This is a genomic window from Pontibacter sp. LHS1 (assembly GCF_058932855.1).
Genome location: NZ_JBZYWF010000014.1, coordinates 16,067 through 37,634 on the forward strand (window position 1 = coordinate 16,067; position 21,568 = coordinate 37,634).

A 21,568-nucleotide genomic window follows, 5' to 3' on the forward strand; every position below is an offset into this window, starting at 1 on the left:
AAGCTATTCTAAATCCCTCTCGTACGGCAGGTTTGAAGACTGCGTCTGAGAGAAAGGTACGTTCTGCGGGATGTAATCCTCAGCAGCACCTGGTTTACTATAATCGTAAGGCCATCTGTATACTGTTGGAATCTCCCCTGGCCAGTTACCGTGTCCTGGATTAACAGGAGTTGTCCACTCCAGTGTGTTTGAGTGCCATGGGTTAGCAGTAGCACGACGACCTTTGAAAATGCTGTAGATAAAGTTGAACAAGAAGATCAACTGTGCAGCGAAGCCCATGATAGCCGCTATACTGATAAAGCTGTTCAGGTCAGTAAAGGTGTTGAATGCATCGAAACCTGTCCAAGAGTAATATCTTCTTGGGAAGCCAGCTATACCGATGTAGTGCATTGGCATGAACACCAGGTAAGCAGACAAGAATGTCAACCAGAAGTGAACAAAACCTAGTTTTTCGTCCATCATACGACCGAACATCTTAGGGAACCAGTGGTATATACCGCAGAACATGCCAAAGAACGCTGCAGCACCCATCACTAGGTGGAAGTGAGCAATTACAAAGTATGTGTCGTGCAGCTGTATATCCAGTGCAGAGTTACCCAGAATAATACCTGTCAAACCACCCGAGATGAAGAGCGAAACGAAGGCGATCGCAAACATCATGGCTGTTGTGAAACGGATATTACCTCTCCACAGGGTAGCAATCCAGTTAAATACTTTCACCGCAGAAGGTACCGCAATAATTAGCGTCAGGAACATGAAAACTGACCCCAGGAATGGGTTCATACCTGTTACAAACATGTGGTGCGCCCATACTACGAATGATAGTAATGAGATACCCAGCATGGAACCGATCATGGCTCTGTAACCGAAGATTGGTTTACGAGAGTTAGTAGCGATTACTTCAGAAACAATACCAAATGTTGGAAGGATAACGATATATACCTCTGGGTGACCAAGGAACCAGAACAAGTGCTGGAACAGAATGGCGCTACCACCAGTATGTGCAAGAGCCTCTCCAGCGATATAGATATCAGAAAGGTAGAAGCTTGTACCGAAGCTACGGTCGAATATCAATAGTAGTGCAGCAGAGAACAGAACCGGGAATGAAAGCAGACCCAGGATAGCAGTCAGGAAGAAGGCCCAGATTGTGAGTGGCAACTTCGTCATCGACATGCCTTTGGTTCTCAGGTTAATCACAGTTGTGATGTAGTTTACACCACCTAACAACTGAGATACAATGAACAAAGCCATACTTACCAACCAAAGCGTCATACCCATAGCTGAGCCTGAAATTGCCTGTGGAAGTGCACTCAATGGTGGGTAAACTGTCCAACCACCCGCAGCAGGACCTGTCTCAATAAACAGAGAGATAAACATGATTACACTTGCCAGGAAGAAAATCCAGAAAGAAAGCATGTTCATGAAACCAGATGCCATGTCACGGGCACCAATCTGCAACGGGATCAGGAAGTTACTGAATGTACCGCTCAGACCAGCTGTAAGCACGAAGAACACCATAATGGTACCATGCATAGTTACCAGCGCCAGATAGAACTCCGGGTCTAGCTTTCCATTTACGATCCAGTTACCCAGAATAGGCTCCAGGAAAGTAAATGTTGCTTCAGGCCAGCCAAGCTGCAAACGGAAAATAATAGACAGGAAGCCACCTACAAAGCCCCAGAAGATACCTGCAAAAAGAAACTGCTTCGCAATAACTTTGTGGTCCTGGCTGAAGATGTACTTCTCAAAGAAGTTTTGGTCGTGATGATGATCATGCTCGTCGTGGGCATGATGCACATCCTTATTAAGAGAGATATCTGTACTCGACATTGTTGATTAAGTTTAATGCTACAACTCTGTTTTTACTTCTTCTGCACTCTTCTCAAGCACCACCTGATCTTTTGAATCGTGGGTGAACTTTGTTAGAAGCTGTGGATTTTGCTCGATAAATGGTGTCTGTGAAGCTAACCACTCCTCGTACTCCTCAGGTTCATCAACCACCAAAATAAAGCGCATCGCAAAGTGGCCACGGCCGCAGATTTCAGTACAGGCCAATTCGTAGTTGAATTCAGGGTTCCCTGTTTCAGTACGCATTTCAGCTGTTGTTTTACTAGGCACAAACCAGAACTTGGTTGGCATACCTGGCACTGCATCCATTTTAACACGGAAATGCGGAAGGAATACACTGTGAATTACATCTCTTGAGCGAATCTTCAACAGCACTGGTTTGCCCTTAGGTACGTGAATCTCACGTGGCATAAAGTCATCCATTGCATTAGGATCGCTGAAGTTTACACCCATTTCATTTGTAGCATCGATGAAGTTTACACTAGCCTCACCCAATTTACCATCTGCACCTGGGTAGCGAACAAGCCAGCTGAACTGCTTACCCATCACCTCTACCACAACAGCGTCGGCGGGGGCAGCACTTGTGATATTTGCCCATGTTTTCCAACCGGCGAATACCAACAGAGCCATCACAACAGCAGGAATCATTGTCCAAACGATCTCTAACTTGTTGTTGTGTGGGTAGTAATAAGCACGCTTATCATCTTTATGCTGGTATTTATAAGAATACCAGAAAAGTAGAATTTGCGTGATCACAAACACGATACCGATTACGATCATGGTAGTCCAGAAAAGGCTATCAGTCCAGGCGCCATGCACAGAGGCAAGCGGCTGGTTCATGTTCTCCCATGAATCGGCAAAAGACCAGGCGAATGCCGCACCTCCTCCAATCAGGAAGAGGAGCAGCAACAGGCTGTTTACTTTGTTACTTGTTTTGGTGGTTCCGACAGCACGCTGTGTCGATCCTCTAAAGATGGAGGCTAGCGTCCCGATCCTGAATAAAAGGAACAGGATAACTAATAACAGGACTATGGATAAACCTATGGCGAACGTAATCATTATATAACGCTTTTAGTATGATCTCTAAACATGATGGTGAACACTCTCTTCCAGGAATGGGTGATTTACTGGCACCAGCGAAGCTTTAGCCAAACCTTTTGTGAAGGTAAGTAAGAATACCCCAAGGAAAATAAGAGTTGTCCCGATCTCAATAAATCCAATAGTTGCATCAGCACGCATTGTACCTGGCATCATCATCAGATAGAAGTCTAACCAGTGACCAACCAGAATTGCAATCGTAACGATTTTGAGCATGATCATCTGACGCTTCGCATCTCTTGTCATCAAAACAAGGAACGGGAATGCAAAGTTTACAATAAGATTAGTAAAGAAAATCCACTTGAAGTGTCCGCCGTTACCACCTAATCGCTCAATGAAGTAGATTGATTCTTCTGGAATGTTTGCATACCAGATCAGCATGAACTGAGAGAACCAGATGTATGTCCAGAAGATAGAGAATGCAAATACAAACTTACCTAAATCGTGCAGGTGGTTTGCATTTACCATTTTCAGGTAACCATTCTGCTTCAGGATTATCACTGTCAATGTGATCGCTGCCAAACCAGATACCCACCAGCTTGCAAACACATACCAGCCAAACATAGTAGAGAACCAGTGTGTGTCAATCGAAAGTACCCAGTCCCATGCTGATGTAGAAGAAGTAACACCGAATACTACCAGGAACATCGCAGAAATACGAATGCTCTTGTGATAGTAGGAAGTACCACCATTCAAATCTTCATTCAGAGAGTTTCTTCTCAACCAGTTGAAGAAGAGTATCCAAAGAACGAAGTAAGCAATCATTCTGATCAGGAAGAACCAGAAGTTCAAATAAGGGGCTTTACCAGCGATTATTGGGTCATAACGCTCGTCGTTCACATCATAAAGATAGTCATGCGTCCAGTGGAAAATATCATGACCACCGAGCAGGAACACGATCAGCATTACTGCACCACCAATTGGTAGATAGTAGCCCAATGCTTCAGGAATACGCTTTATCAGTACAGACCATCCGGCATAAGCCACATACTGTACGGCAACGAAAAATACACCTACAAGTGCTATACCTGTGAAGTATACATTATTTAACCAAAGGTTTACATAGAGCCTTTTTAGCCAAGAGGCTGCTTCATGGCTAGCTGCTGCAGCCTCACCATGCCCTTCAGCATGATGCGCATCGCCTCCGCCCATGGCAGCGATGATGATTCCAGCTATAAGTAGTACAACACCTATAGCTATCATTAAGAAAAACTTGTTATTCGTTTTTCTGGAAATGATGAGTCTTTCTTCTGTCATTATCCTTTTGATATTATGCCTTAGACTTAGTTATTAGGTGTAGTACCTGATTCTTCTGTAGTTTCTGCTTCATCAGCTGCAGGTGCTGGTGCTTCACCACCCTGTAACTGCTGCACATACATTACAATTTTCCAACGTTCAGTCGGGTTAACCTGTGAACCATGCGGCATCATACGTCCACGTCCATTTGTGATCACATGGTAAATATGGCCAGCTGGAAGTTCTGCAACACGTCCTGCTGAGTAAGATGGCACACCTTTGAATTTCTGTCCAACCAAACCTTGTCCATCACCCTGGTCACCATGGCATGAAGCACAGAAGCGAGTATATAAAACCTGGCCTTCTGCTAAGTGCTGGTCATTGTACTCCAGAGGGTTTTTCAGCTCAACACCTGCTACTTCAGCCTCGTCTTTCGACAGGTACATGTTGTAGCCCATTTTGCCGCGGGCAACTGTACCATGAGCAGGCTCGCGCATGTTCATACCGCCCGGGTTGTAAAGGTTTTCTTTTACCTGCGAGTAAGGGTCCAGCGGTATAGAGTGATACATGTCTGGAGCAAACTCAAGACCTGGATCTTTTTCATTGCTACAGGCTACCAGCATTGCGCCTGAGAATAGTATGGCAGAGGCTTTAATACCTAAATTTAATAGACCTTTCATTATTTGATTACCTCCTTCTCGTTAACTTCAATTGCGCCGTTAGAACGAAGTAGATCGTTCAGTGCATTCATATCAGTCACACCTTCTGTAACCTCGATCGCCATCACAAACTTGTCGTCTGTAGAGCGCTTGTCAAAAACGTTCACCTTGAATGAAGGCTTCAGTTTTGTTACAATGAAGAAAGTGATCACCATACCAAATGCAGCACACAGTACAGTAAGCTCAAATGTAACAGGGATAAAAGATGGCAACGCGATATGTGGCTTACCACCGATGATCATTGGCCAGTCAAAACCCAGCATCCAGATCTGCATCCAGAGTGCAAAGGAAGTTCCGAACAAACCGCAGAAAAACGCTACGATCGGAAGTCTTGAACGCTTGATACCTAATACATCATCGATACCGTGGATCGGGTACGGCGAAAAAACTTCGTAAATTTTAGTACCGGCAGCCCGGACGTTCTCGATGGCCTGCAGCAGGACATCCTCATCATCGTAGATACCTAGAACGAATTTTTTAGTCATTGCTATGGATGTGTATTAGTGTGCGAATCCTTATCAGTACCGTGCATTGTGCCATGTGGATGATGCTTAACTTCTGAAGAAGACTTCAGAATAGCTTTCACTTCCGCCATGTTCACTACAGGGAAAAACTTGGCAAACAACAGGAACAGTGTGAAGAACAAACCGATTGTTCCTACATAGATACCAACGTCAATAATGGTTGGTGAGAACATCGCCCAGGAAGAAGGCAGGAAATCTCTGTGCAGTGATGTCACGATAATTACAAATCGCTCGAACCACATACCAATGTTAACGAAGATAGAGATGATGAAAGTAGCTGTCAGGCTTCTTCTGATGCTTCTAAACCAGAAAAGCTGTGGCGTGATTACGTTACAAGTCATCATGGACCAGTATGCCCACCAGTAAGGACCTGTAGCACGGTTAATGAAAGCGTACTGCTCGTATTCCACACCTGAATACCATGCAATGAAGAACTCTGTGATGTAAGCCACGCCTACGATAGAACCTGTCAGGATAATTACCTTGTTCATCGACTCCACGTGCTCCAGTGTGATGTAATCTTCCAGTTTGAACACTTTACGCGTGATGATCATCAGCGTCAGTACCATCGCGAAACCAGAGAAGATCGCACCTGCCACGAAGTATGGAGGGAAAATGGTCGTGTGCCAGCCTGGAATAACAGAGGTTGCAAAGTCCATGGATACGATCGTGTGTACAGAAAGTACCAGTGGTGTTGCAAGACCCGCCAGGATAAGCGATACTGTCTCGTAGCGTGACCAGGCTTTAGCGGAACCAGTCCAGCCAAAAGAAAGGAATGCATATGCTCTACGGGCGATTGGGCCAGTTGCTCTGTCTCGGATGGTAGCAAAGTCTGGAATCAGACCGATGTACCAGAATACCAGCGATACAGAGAAGTAAGTAGAGATCGCAAATACGTCCCAAAGGAGCGGTGAGTTAAAGTTAACCCAAAGTGAACCAAACGTGTTTGGTAGAGGAAGTACCCAGTAAGCCAACCATGGACGGCCCATGTGCAGAACCGGGAACATCGCGGCGCAGATTACAGCGAAGATTGTCATCGCTTCCGCTGCGCGGTTAATGGAAGTTCTCCACTTCTGACGGAACAGGAGAAGGATGGCTGAGATCAATGTACCGGCGTGACCAATACCTACCCACCATACGAAGTTGGTAATATCCCATGCCCAACCTACTGTTTTGTTCAGGCCCCACTCACCAATACCGAACCAAAGCGTACGATAAGTTGAGTAGATGAAAATAGCAAGGCCTACAAGAGCTACAGCAAGGGCTGCGGCCCAACGTGCGTTGGGCTTGGCCTCCACCTGTCTGCAGACATCTTCGGTGATATCGTGGTATGTTTTACCCCCCGTTACCAGAGGCTCTCTTATCGGAGATACGTGCTGCATAGCGCTATCTAATTTATAAATTAAGCTAAGTTTCTAATTTTTGTCAGGTAAGTCACGTTCGGCTGTACGTTCAGTTCTTCCAGTACGTGGAAGGCACGCTCGCCTTTTTCACGGGCTAGTAGCTTAGACACACGGCTTTCTGGATCCAGCATGTCACCGAAGATGATGGCATCTGTAGGGCAAGACTGGGCACAGGCCGTCACGATCTCACCGTCCACCGGTCTTCTGTTCTCTCGCTTGGCTTCCAATTTACCTAGCTGAACACGCTGTACGCAGAACGAGCATTTCTCCATCACACCACGGGAACGAACCGTTACGTCCGGGTTCAACACCATTTTTCCAAGGTCGTTGTTCATATTGAAGTCGAACTTGTCGTTGTTAGCGTAAGCAAACCAGTTGAAACGACGAACTTTGTAAGGGCAGTTGTTTGCGCAGTAACGCGTACCTACGCAGCGGTTGTAAGCCATCTGGTTGATACCTTCTGAGCTGTGCATTGTAGCAGCTACCGGACATACAGTCTCACATGGAGCGTGGTTACAGTGCTGGCAAAGCATCGGCTGGAAGATCACACTTGGATTCTCCGCTGGATCCTCCATTGTCTTGTAATCCTTCTCTTCGTGCTCCACAGCGCTGTAGTAGCGGTCGATACGCAACCAGTGCATTTCACGACGGTTCAATACCTCCTGCTTACCTACTACCGGGATATTGTTTTCTGCCTGGCAACTTACTGTACAGGCACCACATCCAATACAGGAGTTAAGGTCGATCACCATACCCCAATGGTGGTTCTTGTACTCGTAATCCTCCCAGAGAGAAATAGCCGCTGGCTTAGCAGGACCTTCGTGCGTAGCAATGCGCACATACTCTGTCACTTCCTTCGGATTTTCCTGGTACTTAGCCAGTGTGTTTTCCTGTACTACCAGACGGTCCATGATTGTATGGTGCGTCTGCATCTGGGCGATCTCTATAGTAGAGCCTGTTTTCTCCAGCTGTACAGCACCTGCAAATAGAATAGTGTTATCAGCTACCGTAGCGATAGGGAAGGCATTGGCACCACGTCCTTTGGCTGTTGGCATGGAGTCAAGCTCACGGCCATAGCCCATGGCTATACCTATTGTACCTTGTGCCTGTCCTGGCTGGATAAGCGCAGGAAGCTCAAGCGTTTTCCCGTTCGCATAGGTTACCTTCAATACGTTTCCTTGTACTACACCCATCTCCTCTGCCATGCGGCGAGGCATCATAATGTAGTTATCCCAGGTAGCCTTCGTGATCGGGTCACCCATTTCCTGCAACCATGGGTTATTTGCTTCAGAGCCAGTACCAATCTGGATCTTCTCGTAAACAACAGCCTCAATTCTACCACCAGCAATTGCTTTTGGAGCTCTGCCAGCTGCATCAGCTGCCGTCATAGTGCTTGCATTACCTGTGTTAAGAGCCAGCATACTTGTGCCGTTCTCCATCACGCCGTCATGCACAGCCTTCTCCCACTGCTCGTCTGATCCAGCAGCACCTTTTCTCCAGTTGTTGCGGATGTAATCGTAATAAGATGTATTGTTTCCGCTCCATGCCAGCAAGCTGTCCTGCACCTGACGTGTCATGAAGATCGGGCTGATTACTGGCTGTGCCAGGCTCAGGAAGCCCCTCTTTGGCTCGTAGTCGTTCCAGGACTCCAGGTAATGGTTGTCTGGTGCTACGTAGTCTACAAGCGCAGCAGTCTCTTCCACCCTTTCAGCGAAGGAAACTTTCAGTCCAACTTTAGCCAGACCAGTTTTTACTTGCTCAGCAAGTGGGTGATCATATACTGGGTTTGCATTGTAGAAGAATACTGCTCCTACACTGCCATTGTTCATTTCTTCGATCAGACGCAGCATCTGCGCATCGTTACCCTGCTTCACAAAATATGGAGAAGCTGTATCGATGGTAGTACCTTCTGCACCAATCGCTCTGTTGATAGCTGTTACCAACGTCTGAACAGCCGGATCATTTGATCCTGATACTACCAGAGCACGTCCATTATTTGCACGCAGGTCTCTGATCGCATTTTCAAGTGCTTTCTTATCAACGTTAGCCGGTGCATGCACACCTTGGCCAGACAAACCATTATAGATCGCAGTTACGATTGCCAATTCTTCAGAAGGCTTGATCGGAACACGAATGTCAGCATTGGCACCAGTCAACGACATGATTGTCTCGAACTGGTAGTGACGGGACATATTTGGCTTGTCAGCAGATACTTTTCTGTTCTGGATGTACTGCTTAGCGAAAGGAACCGGCGCGACCCAGGTACCTAAAAAGTCAGCGCTGATGCTTACAATGATATTAGCTCGGCTGAAGTCGTATCCTGGAACAGTACCACCGTTTGCACCTATCAGGGCAGAAGCGGAGTTGGCATCGTACACTACATGCTCAAAATTACCCAGTCTTGAACCAAACTCATTGATAAGCTGCTTAGTTGATGGGCTGATTACTGTAGAGGAAACGAAAGCCACTTTGCCATTCACATTTGAAAGGGCAGCGCGAACTTCGCTGTCTACCTGCTCCCATTTAGCTTCTTTACCTTTGATAAGCGGGGTACGCAGTCTGTTGTTGTCGTACAGGCTAAGTACAGACCCCTGAGCTTTAGGGCTTGTACCTATTGGGGTAAGTGTTGAGCTTGGGTTTGGCTCTACTTTAATTGGACGGCCTTCACGTGTCTTAACCAGCACGCTATTGTAGTCACCGTTGTTGTAATAAGTAGTAGCATACCAGTTTGCAACACCTGGCTCAACATCAACCGGCTTGTTCAGGTATGGGATTGCCTTTCTTACAGGAGCTTCACATGAAGCCAATGTAGCGGCAGCCAGACCAAAACCTAGCAGTTTTAAGAAGTCCCTGCGTGGAGCAGTCATACCAGTTGACTCGCTCTCGCCTTTGGCTTCGTTTATCGGCAGGAATTCTGGAAACTCGTTATGAGCGTTTTTCGCGAATTCAGGAGTATTTTCAAGCTCCTCTATTCCTTTCCAGTATTTTATTCTGTCTTGCATATTATATCTAGAAAACTCGAATCCTTAATTTTTATTAATTAGTAGTGGCACTTAGAACACTCGTTACCACCATTTGATGACACCGTGAAAGCAGACTTCGTGCTTGCTTCATGAAGCTTCACAAGGTTGTCATAATATGCATTCCCTTCTGTGTTAAGGGGAGTTTCGCGGTGACAGTCAATACACCAGCCCATTGTCAGCGGTGAGTACTGATACACCACTTCCATCTCCTGAATAGGACCGTGGCAGGTCTGACATTCTACGCCACCTACTTGGGTGTGCTGTGAGTGATTGAAGTAAGCCAGGTCAGGCAGGTTATGAATACGTACCCATTCGATTGGCTTATTACGCTCAATAGCTCTGTATATCTTCTGTATTTCAGGTGATTCTGTTTTGATCTGGCTGTGGCAGTTCATACAGATATTAGCAGAAGGGATACTGGCACTCTTGCTTTCATAAACAGTAGTGTGGCAGTAATTACAGTCGATCTGGTGCTCACCTGCGTGCAGCTTGTGCGAGAAGGCGATCGGCTGTGTCGGAGCATAACCCTGCTGTATACCGATACCCATTGCTTTTTCAAGAGCCAAATCCAGCAGAACAATCACAAAGATCAGCACTACCAGCGTACGTACGGCTTTAGACTTATATATCTTGGAGAAGTCAAAACGCTGGTTTACAATTTCAGCATCGTACTCATCAAGTTGCTTGTTCTTGTTCAGGTAGTTCTTTAATACTGATGTGATCAAAAGAAGCGTCACAACCAGCACGATCAATACAATGATCAGCACTACCAATACAATATCCAGATAACCACCGATTGCACCAACTGCATCAGTACCAACGTTTTCACCTGGAGCAGTCTCTGCACCACCTGCAGGACCAGTGGTCTCAGCTACGGCAGTTTCAGAAGCCTTAATGTACGTCAGCATCGACACAATTTCTTCATCAGAGAAATTGAAGGAAGGCATCGCCTGCTTGTTAAACTGGTTGTAAATCGCGATTGCGTCTTTATCACCAGAGGCGATCAATGCCTGCGAGTTCTTGATCCAACTGATCAACCAAGGCTGCGTTCTGCGCTCATTGATACCTTTCAAACCAGGACCAACTACTACATCGCTTCCCACAGAGTGACAAACAACGCAGTTGTTCTTATACAGGGACTCGCCTGCACTTACAATACCTGCATCATCTACAGGCAGACTTGCGCCTTGTGCATAACCTGTAGTCGACACTCCAAAAGAGGCCGCCAAGGCAAACAAGAAGGCAATCAAGAATTTGGTTTTTGCTCTTTGTATACAGCTAATCATAGCCAGGACGCTTGTGTTTAGTATAATGGTGAATTTACTTTACGGGCACAAATCTACTACCTGAAACCCATTAATCAAATATTATATGCTTATTTTTACCCCTATACACAATAACCCATTCAGTACAATCATTCATAGGGCATTTTCTGCATTATTTTATCAGAATCACCTTTTTTATTTAAAATTATTCTAAATAACACAAGTTTTCCTCTCTTCATTTTGTACCAAATTATCCTATTCTCTCTTGCTTAATCCGCATTCTCTTCGGCACCCACCTTTGAACTCATAAACCACTGATTTTGTTGTCGTTACCTTTCATTTAATTTTCTCCTGATTTTTACTCATCAACCCTCCCTGTTTTCCCGGATTTAGGTACACCTTATATATATAGGATAAGCAGAATTACTAAGTCCTATGGGCATCTGATGTTATTACAATGCTCCTGATTTAACTGACCGCATTACCTTGATGGCAAAAAGAGCTCTTGATCATAACATTTATTTGGTGCAAGTTTTTGTATTACAGAATCATTGCTGTATATTTGCACCCTAAAACAAAAAAATTCTCATAACCAAATGGAATTAAAAAATTACGAAACGGTCTTCATCTTGACGCCTCTGTTGAACGAGACGCAGATGCAGGAAACGGTCGAGAAGTTCAGACAGGTGCTTAAGGAAAATAGCGCCGAAATTATCCACGAAGAGAACTGGGGTCTACGTAAGCTTGCTTACCCAATCCAGAAGAAATCTACTGGTTTCTATCACCTCATCGAGTTTAAGGCCCCATCTACTGTAATTGATGTGCTTGAACTGGCTTATCGCCGCGACGAAAAAGTTGTTCGCTTTTTGACTACAGCTCTTGACAAGCACGCAATTGCTTACAACGAGCGCAGAAGAAAAGGTGAGTTTAAATCACAGGCTAAAAAAGAGGAGGTTAAAGCATAATGAGCCTAGTTAACGAAAGAGTACACAAACAAGAAAACCGTCAGAAATACTGCCGCTTCAAGAAGAGCGGTATCAAGTACATTGACTACAAAGACGGTAACTTCCTGCTTAAGTTCGTGAACGAGCAGGGCAAGATTCTTCCAAGAAGACTGACAGGCACTAGCCTGAAATTCCAGCGTAAAGTGTCTCAGGCTGTTGCCCGTGCACGCCACCTGGCTATTTTACCTTATGTAACTGATTCTTTAAAATAAGGAGGGACGAACATGGAAGTAATACTTAAAGATGACGTTAAGCACCTTGGTTACAAAAACGATATCGTTACTGTAAAGCCAGGATATGGCCGCAACTACCTGATCCCGCAGGGTCTGGCAGTTCTGGCTGACAAAACGAACAGAAAAGTTCTTGAAGAAAACATGCGTCAGGCTGCTCACAAAGTTGAGAAGATCAAGAATGACGCACAGGAGCTTGCTAACAATATCGGAGACATCACGCTGGAAATCCCTACTAAAGTAGGTGAGACTGGCAAAATCTTCGGTTCGGTTACTACTAACCAGATCGCTGAGGCTCTTAAGGCTAAAGGTCACGATGTAGACCGTAAGCGCATTTCTTTCGATCAGGACGTGAAAACTGCCGGTGAGTACACCGCTACACTGAACCTGCACAAAGAAGTGAAGCACCAGATCCGCTTCAATGTTGTAGCTGAGTAGTCTTAGCAAACACTATACTTAAAGCGCCCTGCCCTCAAAGCAGGGCGCTTTTTTTATTACACGTTTCCGGTTAATTTGCGCTATACCTATACCTATACCTATACCTATACCTATACCTATACCTATACCTATACCTATACCTATACCTATACCTATACCTATACCTATACCTATGTTCCGGACTGAAGTACATGTACCCGCTAGCGGACTTGACCTTTCTCTACAGGATGGGATGGTCACCATCGGCTCCTGCTTTGCAGAGGTGATAGGTAAGCGGCTGCGTGAAAACAAGGCGCAGGTGCTGGTCAATCCGTTTGGGACCATCTTCAATCCGCTTTCGGTTGGCAAGCTAATCCGTGCCGCTGTGAGACAGCAGCAGGACTTTGCTCAGAACCTGGTGCAGCACAATGGAATCTGGTACGCTTACGATCTGCACTCCTCCCTCTCCTCCCCCAGCCGCGACGAGCTGCTAGCTACCATCACAGACCTCCAGGCAACTACCCGCACAGCGCTGCATCAGGCTAAGCTCCTGATAATCACGCTGGGAACAACCGTAGGCTATCGACTGCTGAGTTCAGGTGAGGTGGTGGCAAACTGTCATAAAATCCCTGCACACAACTTTAATCGTGAGCTTCTTCCGCTCGACACCCTGCAGCAGGACATGAAAAGCACACTTGAACAGCTGCAACAGTTCAACCCTAACCTGCAGGTACTTCTGACGGTGAGCCCGGTGCGACATATCAAGGAAACAATTGAAATTAACAGTGTGAGCAAATCTATTTTGCGCGTACTTTGCCACCTACTGACAGCAAATCAGGAGAAGGTGCGGTATTTCCCTGCCTACGAGATCATGCTTGATGACCTGCGCGACTACCGCTTCTACGGGCGCGACATGGTACATCCTACCGAGGTAGCGGAAGACTATATCTGGGACAAGTTCGTGCAGGCCTATTTGGGTCAGGAGTTCAAAGAATTTCTGCAGGAGTGGGAGAAGATAAGACGTGCACTGTCCCACCGGCCTTTTCATCCTGCTTCCGAAGCACATCAGAAGTTCCTTAAAAACACGATTACCCAGCTCCTGTACCTTAGCCACAGGTATAGCATTGATACCACCCCAGAAGAGCAAAGCCTCACACAGCAGCTCATAACAAACTAATGTCCGGCAGGTGATCTAAACCCCACTCCTACTTTTCCACTTCTATAATCCGGAAGCCCTAAGCATACTTTTGCAATCCATGCCCGTAGGTATAGAGTGCTAACAGCCTGCAAAAGAAATGACAATGGCCAAAGAAAGAAATCCGAACAGACTGATTAACGAGAGTAGCCCTTACCTACTACAGCATGCCTATAACCCGGTGGATTGGTATCCATGGGGCGAAGAAGCGCTTCAAAAAGCAAAGCAGGAAGACAAACCTATACTCGTGAGTATCGGCTATGCCGCCTGCCACTGGTGCCATGTGATGGAACATCAGTCCTTCGAAGACGAAAAGATTGCGGAGGTGATGAATAAGCACTTCGTGTGTATCAAAGTGGACCGTGAAGAGCGACCGGATGTGGACGCAGTGCATATGGATGCTCTGCAGGCGATGGGCCTTCGTGGTGGATGGCCACTCAATGTGTTTCTCAACCCGGACGCAAAGCCTTTTTATGGCGGCACCTATTTCACACCGCAGCAGTGGGTAAACTTATTGCTTAATATCGCAGATGCCTACAAGAAAAACCGTCAGGAGCTTGACCATTCGGCAGAGCAATTTGTGCAGCACCTCAATATGAGTGAATTAGCCCGGTTTGGTCTGCAGCAAAGTAAGTCAAAAGTAAGTGAGGAGGAGTTTGAGGAAATGTACCGCAACCTGGCCAGGCAGTTCGACAAAAAGCACGGTGGCCTGGGCAAAGCGCCGAAGTTTCCAATGCCGGCCAATTACCTGTTCCTGCTCCGCTATTACTATCACACCCAAAACGAGGCAGCACTGAAGCACCTGAACCTCACATTGCATGAAATGGCCTATGGTGGCATTTATGATCAGATCGGCGGTGGGTTTGCCCGCTACTCGGTTGATGAAAAATGGCTGGTGCCACACTTCGAGAAGATGCTTTATGACAACGGACAGCTGATCAGTCTTTACTCAGAAGCTTATCAGCTTACCAAGGAGCCGCTCTACAAAGATGTGGTGTACGAAACGATTGCCTTTGCAGAACGTGAACTGATGAGCGAGGAGGGCGGCTTTTATTCATCGCTTGATGCAGACAGTGAGGGTGTGGAAGGCAAATTCTATGTGTTTACGCGCAAAGAGCTGCAGGACCTGTTCAAAGAAGAGGAGCCGATCCTGTCGAAATACTACCACGTGACCACGACCGGTAATTTTGAGCATGGACAGAATATCCTGCACCGCCGCATCAGCGATGAGCACTTTGCCAAAGAAAACGAACTGGAGCTGGAGGTGCTGGAGGAGATGGTCAAGACCTGGAAAGAGAAGCTGATGGAAGTGAGATCCTATCGCATTCGTCCGGGGCTGGACGACAAGATCCTCTGCTCCTGGAACGCCATCATGCTCAAAGGCCTGGCTGATGCTTACTATACCTTCGGCAACAAGCACTTTCTGCACCTGGCTGTCCGTAATGCTGATTTTATACTGCAGCACCTGAAACAGGGCGAGAAACTGTACCGCAACTATAAGAGAGGCACGGCTTCTATTGCCGCTTTCCTGGAAGATTATGCTTTGCTGATCCGGGCACTGATCCGGGTATACGAAATCACCTTTGACGAAAAATACCTGCAGGAGGCCAGGCTGCTAACGGACTATACCTTAGCTAACTTCTTTGACGAGCAGGAGCAGCTGTTTTTCTTCACAGACCAGAGCGCCGAAAAACTGGTGGCCCGCAAAAAAGAATTGCTCGACAATGTGGTTCCGTCATCGAATTCCGTGATGGCCACCAACCTATACCTGCTCGGGCTGTATTTTGACGAGGAGCGCTACCAGCAACTCTCCGACACCATGCTGTCGCAGGTAAAAGAGCTGGTTGTAAAAGAGCCGAACCACATGGGCAATTGGGCCAGCCTGTACTTCCACAAACTGCAACCTACCGCTGAAGTTGCCATCGTGGGGCACCTGGCACCGGAGATGCGCTCTGAACTCAGTTCCTTTTACATCCCGAACATGCTGTTGGCCGGTACCGAAAGCCAGAGTGAGCTCCCCCTGCTGAAGGATCGCAGCGCTATCAATGGAAAAACGACAGTGTATGTCTGCTATAAAAAGACCTGCCAGTTGCCGGTGCATACGGCGGCTGAGGCGCTGGAGCAGTTGCAGAAGGGTAATGGCGAGCCTCCTAAGTTTCCATCGCTGTAGGTATAGCGGAACTTTGCTGCAAGACTGGGAATGTGCCGCTATGGCTCCTCACGCGGTCATGCGACAGGTATAGCTATACCTTCCTGAAAGCCTTCGGGATTTACATGCTTTTTTGCGACATTTGCAGGTACAACCTATACCTGCGCCCTTGTCTGAGTTACTCAATTTCAATTACCCGCCGGAGCCGGCCGTGGACCGCGTCACCCTCTTTGCCGACGTGATTCTGCCACTGCCGCTGCCGAAGCTCTATACCTACCGCATCCCCTTCGAGATGAACGACGAGGTGCTGGTGGGTGCCCGGGTAATTGTGCAGTTCGGCGCCAAGCGTGTACTCAGCTGCATCGTAGCTGACATCCACGAAAACGCCCCCGCCGACTATCAGGCCAAGTATATTCTGGATGTGCTGGACGATAAACCCATCGTGACGGCCCCGCAGCTCAAGCTTTTCCGTTGGATCGCGGACTATTACATGTGTACCATCGGTGAGGTAATCAATGCAGCCTTACCCTCGGCACTGAAACTCAGCAGCGAGTCGCGCATACAGCTGCATCCGCACTTTAACCCTGAAGAAGACGACATACCTTTGGCATCGCAGGAGGTCAAGATCATCTATGCCTTGCAGCAAAACCCGGCGCTTACCTTTACAGAAGTAGGCAACCTGCTGCAGGTGAAGAGCTACCATAAGTACATCAAATCACTGATCCAGAAAGAGGCGATCATCATATTTGAGCAGGTAAGTGACCGTTTCTCGCCCAAAGTGGTGAAGAAAATCCGCCTGACAGAGCATTTTGTGCAGGAAGAGGGTATGCTGGAGGAATTGTTCAACCAGCTGGCAACCAAGCCCAAGCAGCTTGACATCCTGCTCAACTACCTGCAGAAGGTGCCGGTGCACCAGAACATCCACCTCAATGCGGCAGGTATAGAGAAAAGTGCGTTGGCAAACAACCCACACCTTTCCAAGTCCTCTATCGATTCGCTGATCAAAAAAGGCGTGCTGGAGCAGTTTGATCAGATTATTTCCCGCTTCCCTGTGGATAATACCGTGCCGCTGCAGCCCATGAAGCTTTCGGAGCACCAGGAGCAGGCAAAGGACGAGATTCTGGGCCTTTTCAAAGAGAAAGACACGGTGCTCCTGCATGGTGTGACGGGTAGTGGCAAAACGGAGGTATACATCGACCTGATTAAGCATGCCCTGGAGGCGGGCGGGCAGGTGCTGTACCTCCTCCCCGAAATTGCGCTGACCGCCCAGATCGTAACGCGCCTGATGAAGGTGTTTGGCGATAAGCTAGGCATTTACCACTCCAAATTCTCTGACAATGAACGGGCAGAGGTGTGGCAGGGTGTGCTGTCTGGTCGTTTCCAGATGGTGGTGGGCGTCCGCTCGGCGGTGTTCCTGCCTTTCCATAACCTGTCGCTGATCATTGTCGATGAGGAGCACGAGCCTAGCTACAAGCAATACGACCCGGCTCCCCGCTATAACGCCCGCGAAACGGCTTTGATGATGGCCCACCTGCAGGGGGCTAAAACCCTGCTCGGCTCCGCCACACCTTCCATTGAGACTTACTACAACTGCAAAACAGGCCGCTGGGGACTGGTTAACATGCACAAACGCTTCGGTGAGGCCAAGCTACCTACCATTGAGCTGATTAACGTACGGGAAGAGCAGCATCGCAAGAACATGCACAACCACTTCTCAGGCAAACTGGTTACCGCCATCGAAGAGCGGCTGGCGCGACACGAGCAGGTGATTCTGTTCCAGAACCGCCGAGGCTATGCTCCTTTTATCAGCTGCGACGAGTGCTCCTGGATTCCAAAGTGTCGGAACTGTGCTGTGAGCCTCTCCTACCACAAGTATAACAACGAGCTTCGCTGCCACTACTGCGGCTATCACGAGCGCATGCCGCACGACTGTCCGGCCTGTGGCGCTACCACGCTCAAAAGCATGGGTTTTGGTACCGAGAAGGTGGAAGATGACCTGAAGCTGATGCTGCCCAACGCAGAGGTACAGCGCATGGACCTGGACACGACCAAGAAAAAGAACAGCTACCAGCAGATCATCGCCGACTTTGAGAGTGGCAAAACGAATGTGCTGATCGGTACTCAGATGGTGACGAAGGGTCTGGACTTTGAGAATGTGAGCCTGGTAGGTATACTCAACGCCGACAGCATCATCCACTTCCCTGATTTCAGGGCACATGAGCGGGCTTATCAGCTGTTTGTGCAGGTGAGCGGCCGTGCCGGTCGTAAGGGCAAGCCGGGCACAGTACTCATTCAAACCCGCGACCCGCTCCAGCCGATCTTCCGCAAGGTGCACAGCAACGACTATACCTCCCTGTACGAACACGAAATAGAGGAGCGCATGCGCTTTGGCTACCCTCCTTTCACCCGCATGATCCGCATCACAGTGAAGCACGCCGACGAGAAAGTCTCCGAAAATGCTGCCATTGTGCTAGCGAAGGATTTGACGGATCAGATGGGAACGCAGCTGGTGCTGGGTCCTGAAGTACCGTACATCTTCAAAATCCGGAATCTTTTCCTGAACGAGATACACGTAAAGCTGCCGCGGGAGAATGTAAACCTCAGAGCTGCCAAACAGGCGATTGCCAAGGTAATCCAGCAACTGTATCTTCTGCCTGATTTTAAGGGGGTAAGGGTGGTTGCGGATGTGGATCCGGCTTAGTGCACTTCTAATCTGATATTGGTGACGGCTATACCTACGGAGTAGCAGTCACCAAATCTACTCTGGGGCAGGTGTATTCAACAGAAAGTACGGTTACAACTTCTTAGAACCACTAAATCCTGATCTAACGAACGGTTCAAAAAAATATTTTACTTTTTTGAAAGCGCTTGTAACCCTGCCAAAATCAGGGGCGTATAATGAGTACCTTTGGCTAAAAGTTGAAAGCCTGAAAGTTGGGAATGTCTACCAAGATATTTTTTAACTTTCAGGTTTTTCTCTTTTTAACCCCCTCCTATTCCTGCGGCTTGTTCTTGTTCAGCAGTACTACATACATAATTCCGAAGCCCAGAAAAGCGATCAGGAAAAAGATATCCATCCATTCGTACTCTCCCTTCATGATCTGCCAGCCTTTCACACCGGCAAACACAAAGCAGGCAATGGCAAGCAGTATTCTAAATATTCGTTGATTAGGCATAAGCTTCTATTTGAGTGCAAATAACAAGGTATAAAATCAGAGGGAGATATAGAAAACAACCCAGGCTGTAATAATGACCGTGCCTACCAGATTAAGGACTAGGCCAGTTCGAACCATAGTGCTGATGGGCACTTGTTTACTTCCGTAAACAATGGCATTGGGCGGTGTGGCAACAGGAAGCATAAAGGCCATGCTACAGGCCACGACTACACCCAATACAGGGTAAAGCTCCGGCAACTGCAGCTGGTTCAGTATACCGATGATGATCGGTACAAAGGTGATGGCGATCGCCGTATTAGAGCTCACTTCGGTCAGCATGAGCACACCACCCACCAGCACAAACACCAGTATGATCAGCTGCTCCGGATCAATGAAAGAGGTTATACCTGCTCCGATCACATCGGCGAGTCCTGAGGTAACCACCAGTTGCCCTAGTGCCATACCTCCCCCGAACAGCAGGATCGTGTCCCAGTCTATCTTCACCAGGTCACCCGCTGTCAGCGTACCTTCTCCCCCATTCTCCTGCCCCGGCGGGATCAGGAACAGCAGCAGCGCAGCCAGTACCGCCACCGTGCTCTCCGCAAAATAGGTGCTCATGAAGGTATAGGCTGCTTCCATTCCCAACAGGTTAAACACGCCCGGACTCAACCACAGCACCACCGCGAGCATAAACACACCCATCGTGATCTGTTCGCCTTTCGAAATGGGAGGTTGGGTATGTGTGTGTTCTTCCACGTAAGCTCTTATACCTTCCGCACTGAACCTGAACTTCTTGAGGAACCAACGTACATAAAGCAGCATAAAGGCATACATACTCAGTGATATGGGCAGTGCCATCATCATCCACTGCAGAAAGTCAACGCTGATGCCTTCTTTGGCCAGGTAGTTCACCCCGATCAGGTTAGGAGGCGAACCGATGATCGTGCTTACACCCCCGATCGACGCACTATAAGCTATACCTAACAGGAAAAAAGGTGCAGGACTTCTGCGTGATTCCGGTTCCTGAATGAGCTGCAGCACCCCGATGGTAAGTGGTAGCAGCATGGCCACCGTCACAGAGTTACTCACCCACATCGACAGCACATACGACACCAGCGAGAAACCCAGAAACATGCTGAACAAGCTTTTCTGAAAAACCTTTCGGGATAAAATAAAGAGTGCAATCCGTTTATCGAGGCCATGGCGGGTCATGGAGCGGGCCAGCAGGAAGCTACCGATAAAAAGCAGAATGATGGGGTGACCGAGGTTCTGGAAAGCAGTGCTGATGTCGGCTATACCTGTCAGTATCGCCATCACCACGCCCAGGAAAGCGGTCATCGAGAGCGGAATCACCTCTGTCATCCAGAAAACCAGGCAGAAAACCATAATGGTCGCTACCTTCCGGGCCTGAGGCTCCAGTCCGCCTGTCAGCCACCACATGATAACAGCCAGCAGAGGCGCCAGCAGCAAACCTATGTTTCTTCTGCTTAAAGTCATGGATATAAATATAGCGATAAACCAGCAGAAACTGCAGGTCTACGCTATGGGTTCGGGGAAAAATAACGAATGCTATACCTGCCGTACTCTTTGTGAGTTCAGCCTAGACCAGGTAACGCTGCTTGATAATATTGAGGTGATGGATCTCGTGCCCCAAAATAGCAAAGCCCAGTGCTCTGACTGACACGCTCCGGCCACTGGCTATTCCTGTGTTGTTCAGTACTTCGTCATCAAAACCTTTGTACATCTCGATGGTGGCCTGGCGGGCGGCAGCATACTCCGCCAAAATGGATGTAATCTGTCTTGCATCCGCCTTACTGTGTTCTGCATAGGCATTCTCGTCGAAGCCTGGCAGCTCCGTTTTATCATTTCGGGCGAAGCAAAGGGCACGGTAGGCGAAGATGCGTTCGGTATCGGCCATGTGCACCAGCATCTCTTTGATTGACCACTTGCCGGGCTGGTAGCGGTGGTTCAGCTGCTGCTCTTTGAGTGAAAGCATGAAGTTGACGATGTACTCTTCGCTGGCAGCCAGGGCAGACAGCAGGTCATCGGTCTTGGCGTTACCAATGTAGCTATTGAAGAATTCGTCGTACTCAGCTGGATTAGGCGCACTGATCATTCTATCCATAGTTTTGGGATTTGGTAGTAGGATTATAGGTATACCGTGAAGGTACAAATTATACGTGTATACAAGTTAGAGTTAGAAATAAAAAGCGAAGGCCTGGCTTTAATTAGCCGGGCCTTCGCTTTTTAACTGTTTTCGCATCTCTTCTCTCCTACTGGGAAAAGCAGTTTGGCTCATATA

At 47.7% G+C, this 21,568-nt stretch carries 17 protein-coding genes; 6 read left to right on the forward strand and 11 right to left on the reverse strand.

The genetic code is table 11. The features are described 5' to 3' along the window. Window positions 1-3: 3 nt before the first annotated feature. Genes AC5FXQ_RS19335 through AC5FXQ_RS19370 form a run of 8 tightly spaced genes read right to left on the reverse strand, consistent with a single transcriptional unit; the run spans window position 4 to window position 11,101 of the window. Entirely contained in the window at window positions 4-1,830 is a 1,827-nt protein-coding gene (locus tag AC5FXQ_RS19335; protein ID WP_493604054.1) for a cytochrome c oxidase subunit I, read from the reverse strand. A gap of 18 nt (window positions 1,831-1,848) precedes the next feature. Continuing rightward, window positions 1,849-2,907, reverse strand: a complete 1,059-nt coding sequence (locus AC5FXQ_RS19340; RefSeq protein WP_493604055.1) for a cytochrome c oxidase subunit II — start codon at window positions 2,905-2,907, stop codon at window positions 1,849-1,851. A gap of 24 nt (window positions 2,908-2,931) precedes the next feature. Further along, window positions 2,932-4,203, reverse strand: a complete 1,272-nt coding sequence (locus tag AC5FXQ_RS19345; RefSeq protein ID WP_493604056.1) for a quinol:cytochrome C oxidoreductase — start codon at window positions 4,201-4,203, stop codon at window positions 2,932-2,934. A 26-nt stretch (window positions 4,204-4,229) separates the two neighbouring features. Then, window positions 4,230-4,862, reverse strand: coding sequence for a c-type cytochrome (locus AC5FXQ_RS19350; protein ID WP_493604057.1), 633 nt, complete (start codon window positions 4,860-4,862; stop codon window positions 4,230-4,232). After that, window positions 4,862-5,386 carry a DUF3341 domain-containing protein gene (locus AC5FXQ_RS19355; RefSeq protein ID WP_493604058.1) on the reverse strand — a complete coding sequence of 175 codons (525 nt, stop codon included), beginning with the start codon at window positions 5,384-5,386 and terminating at the stop codon, window positions 4,862-4,864. The genes AC5FXQ_RS19350 and AC5FXQ_RS19355 overlap by 1 nt, the downstream gene beginning before the upstream one ends. Window positions 5,387-5,388: 2 nt before the next feature. Beyond that, window positions 5,389-6,807: an NrfD/PsrC family molybdoenzyme membrane anchor subunit gene (nrfD, locus tag AC5FXQ_RS19360; protein WP_493604059.1), complete on the reverse strand. Its 1,419-nt coding sequence runs from the start codon at window positions 6,805-6,807 to the stop codon at window positions 5,389-5,391. Window positions 6,808-6,827: 20 nt separating this feature from the next. After that, the gene (locus AC5FXQ_RS19365) at window positions 6,828-9,830 is read right to left on the reverse strand and encodes a TAT-variant-translocated molybdopterin oxidoreductase (RefSeq protein WP_493604060.1); all 3,003 of its coding nucleotides are present in this window, start codon (window positions 9,828-9,830) and stop codon (window positions 6,828-6,830) included. A 38-nt stretch (window positions 9,831-9,868) separates the two neighbouring features. Continuing rightward, entirely contained in the window at window positions 9,869-11,101 is a 1,233-nt protein-coding gene (locus AC5FXQ_RS19370; protein WP_493604061.1) for a cytochrome c3 family protein, read from the reverse strand. Between the two features lie 611 nt (window positions 11,102-11,712). Between AC5FXQ_RS19370 and rpsF the strand changes: the two genes are divergently transcribed. The 6 genes from rpsF (at window position 11,713) to priA (ending at window position 18,812) form a co-directional block, all read left to right on the forward strand. After that, a complete protein-coding gene (gene rpsF, locus AC5FXQ_RS19375) occupies window positions 11,713-12,081 on the forward strand; it encodes a 30S ribosomal protein S6 (RefSeq protein ID WP_007652664.1) in 369 nt (122 codons plus the stop codon). After that, window positions 12,081-12,332, forward strand: a complete 252-nt coding sequence (gene rpsR, locus AC5FXQ_RS19380) for a 30S ribosomal protein S18 (RefSeq protein WP_007652662.1) — start codon at window positions 12,081-12,083, stop codon at window positions 12,330-12,332. The genes rpsF and rpsR overlap by 1 nt, the downstream gene beginning before the upstream one ends. A gap of 12 nt (window positions 12,333-12,344) precedes the next feature. Next, the gene (gene rplI / locus AC5FXQ_RS19385) at window positions 12,345-12,788 is read left to right on the forward strand and encodes a 50S ribosomal protein L9 (RefSeq protein ID WP_493604062.1); all 444 of its coding nucleotides are present in this window, start codon (window positions 12,345-12,347) and stop codon (window positions 12,786-12,788) included. Between the two features lie 172 nt (window positions 12,789-12,960). After that, window positions 12,961-13,944 carry a GSCFA domain-containing protein gene (locus AC5FXQ_RS19390; protein ID WP_493604063.1) on the forward strand — a complete coding sequence of 328 codons (984 nt, stop codon included), beginning with the start codon at window positions 12,961-12,963 and terminating at the stop codon, window positions 13,942-13,944. A gap of 124 nt (window positions 13,945-14,068) precedes the next feature. After that, on the forward strand, window positions 14,069-16,132 hold the full coding sequence (locus AC5FXQ_RS19395) for a thioredoxin domain-containing protein (RefSeq protein ID WP_493604064.1): 2,064 nt from the start codon (window positions 14,069-14,071) through the stop codon (window positions 16,130-16,132). 148 nt (window positions 16,133-16,280) lie between these two features. Continuing rightward, window positions 16,281-18,812, forward strand: coding sequence for a replication restart helicase PriA (gene priA, locus AC5FXQ_RS19400; protein ID WP_493604065.1), 2,532 nt, complete (start codon window positions 16,281-16,283; stop codon window positions 18,810-18,812). 292 nt (window positions 18,813-19,104) lie between these two features. Here the strand turns inward: priA and AC5FXQ_RS19405 are convergent, their stop codons facing one another. The 3 genes from AC5FXQ_RS19405 to AC5FXQ_RS19415 form a co-directional block, all read right to left on the reverse strand. Then, complete coding sequence (locus AC5FXQ_RS19405; protein WP_493604066.1) at window positions 19,105-19,287, reverse strand: hypothetical protein; 183 nt, start codon at window positions 19,285-19,287, stop codon at window positions 19,105-19,107. A 36-nt stretch (window positions 19,288-19,323) separates the two neighbouring features. After that, the gene (locus tag AC5FXQ_RS19410; protein ID WP_493604067.1) at window positions 19,324-20,763 is read right to left on the reverse strand and encodes an SLC13 family permease; all 1,440 of its coding nucleotides are present in this window, start codon (window positions 20,761-20,763) and stop codon (window positions 19,324-19,326) included. A 103-nt stretch (window positions 20,764-20,866) separates the two neighbouring features. After that, complete coding sequence (locus AC5FXQ_RS19415; protein ID WP_493604068.1) at window positions 20,867-21,391, reverse strand: DinB family protein; 525 nt, start codon at window positions 21,389-21,391, stop codon at window positions 20,867-20,869. Window positions 21,392-21,568: the final 177 nt, after the last annotated feature.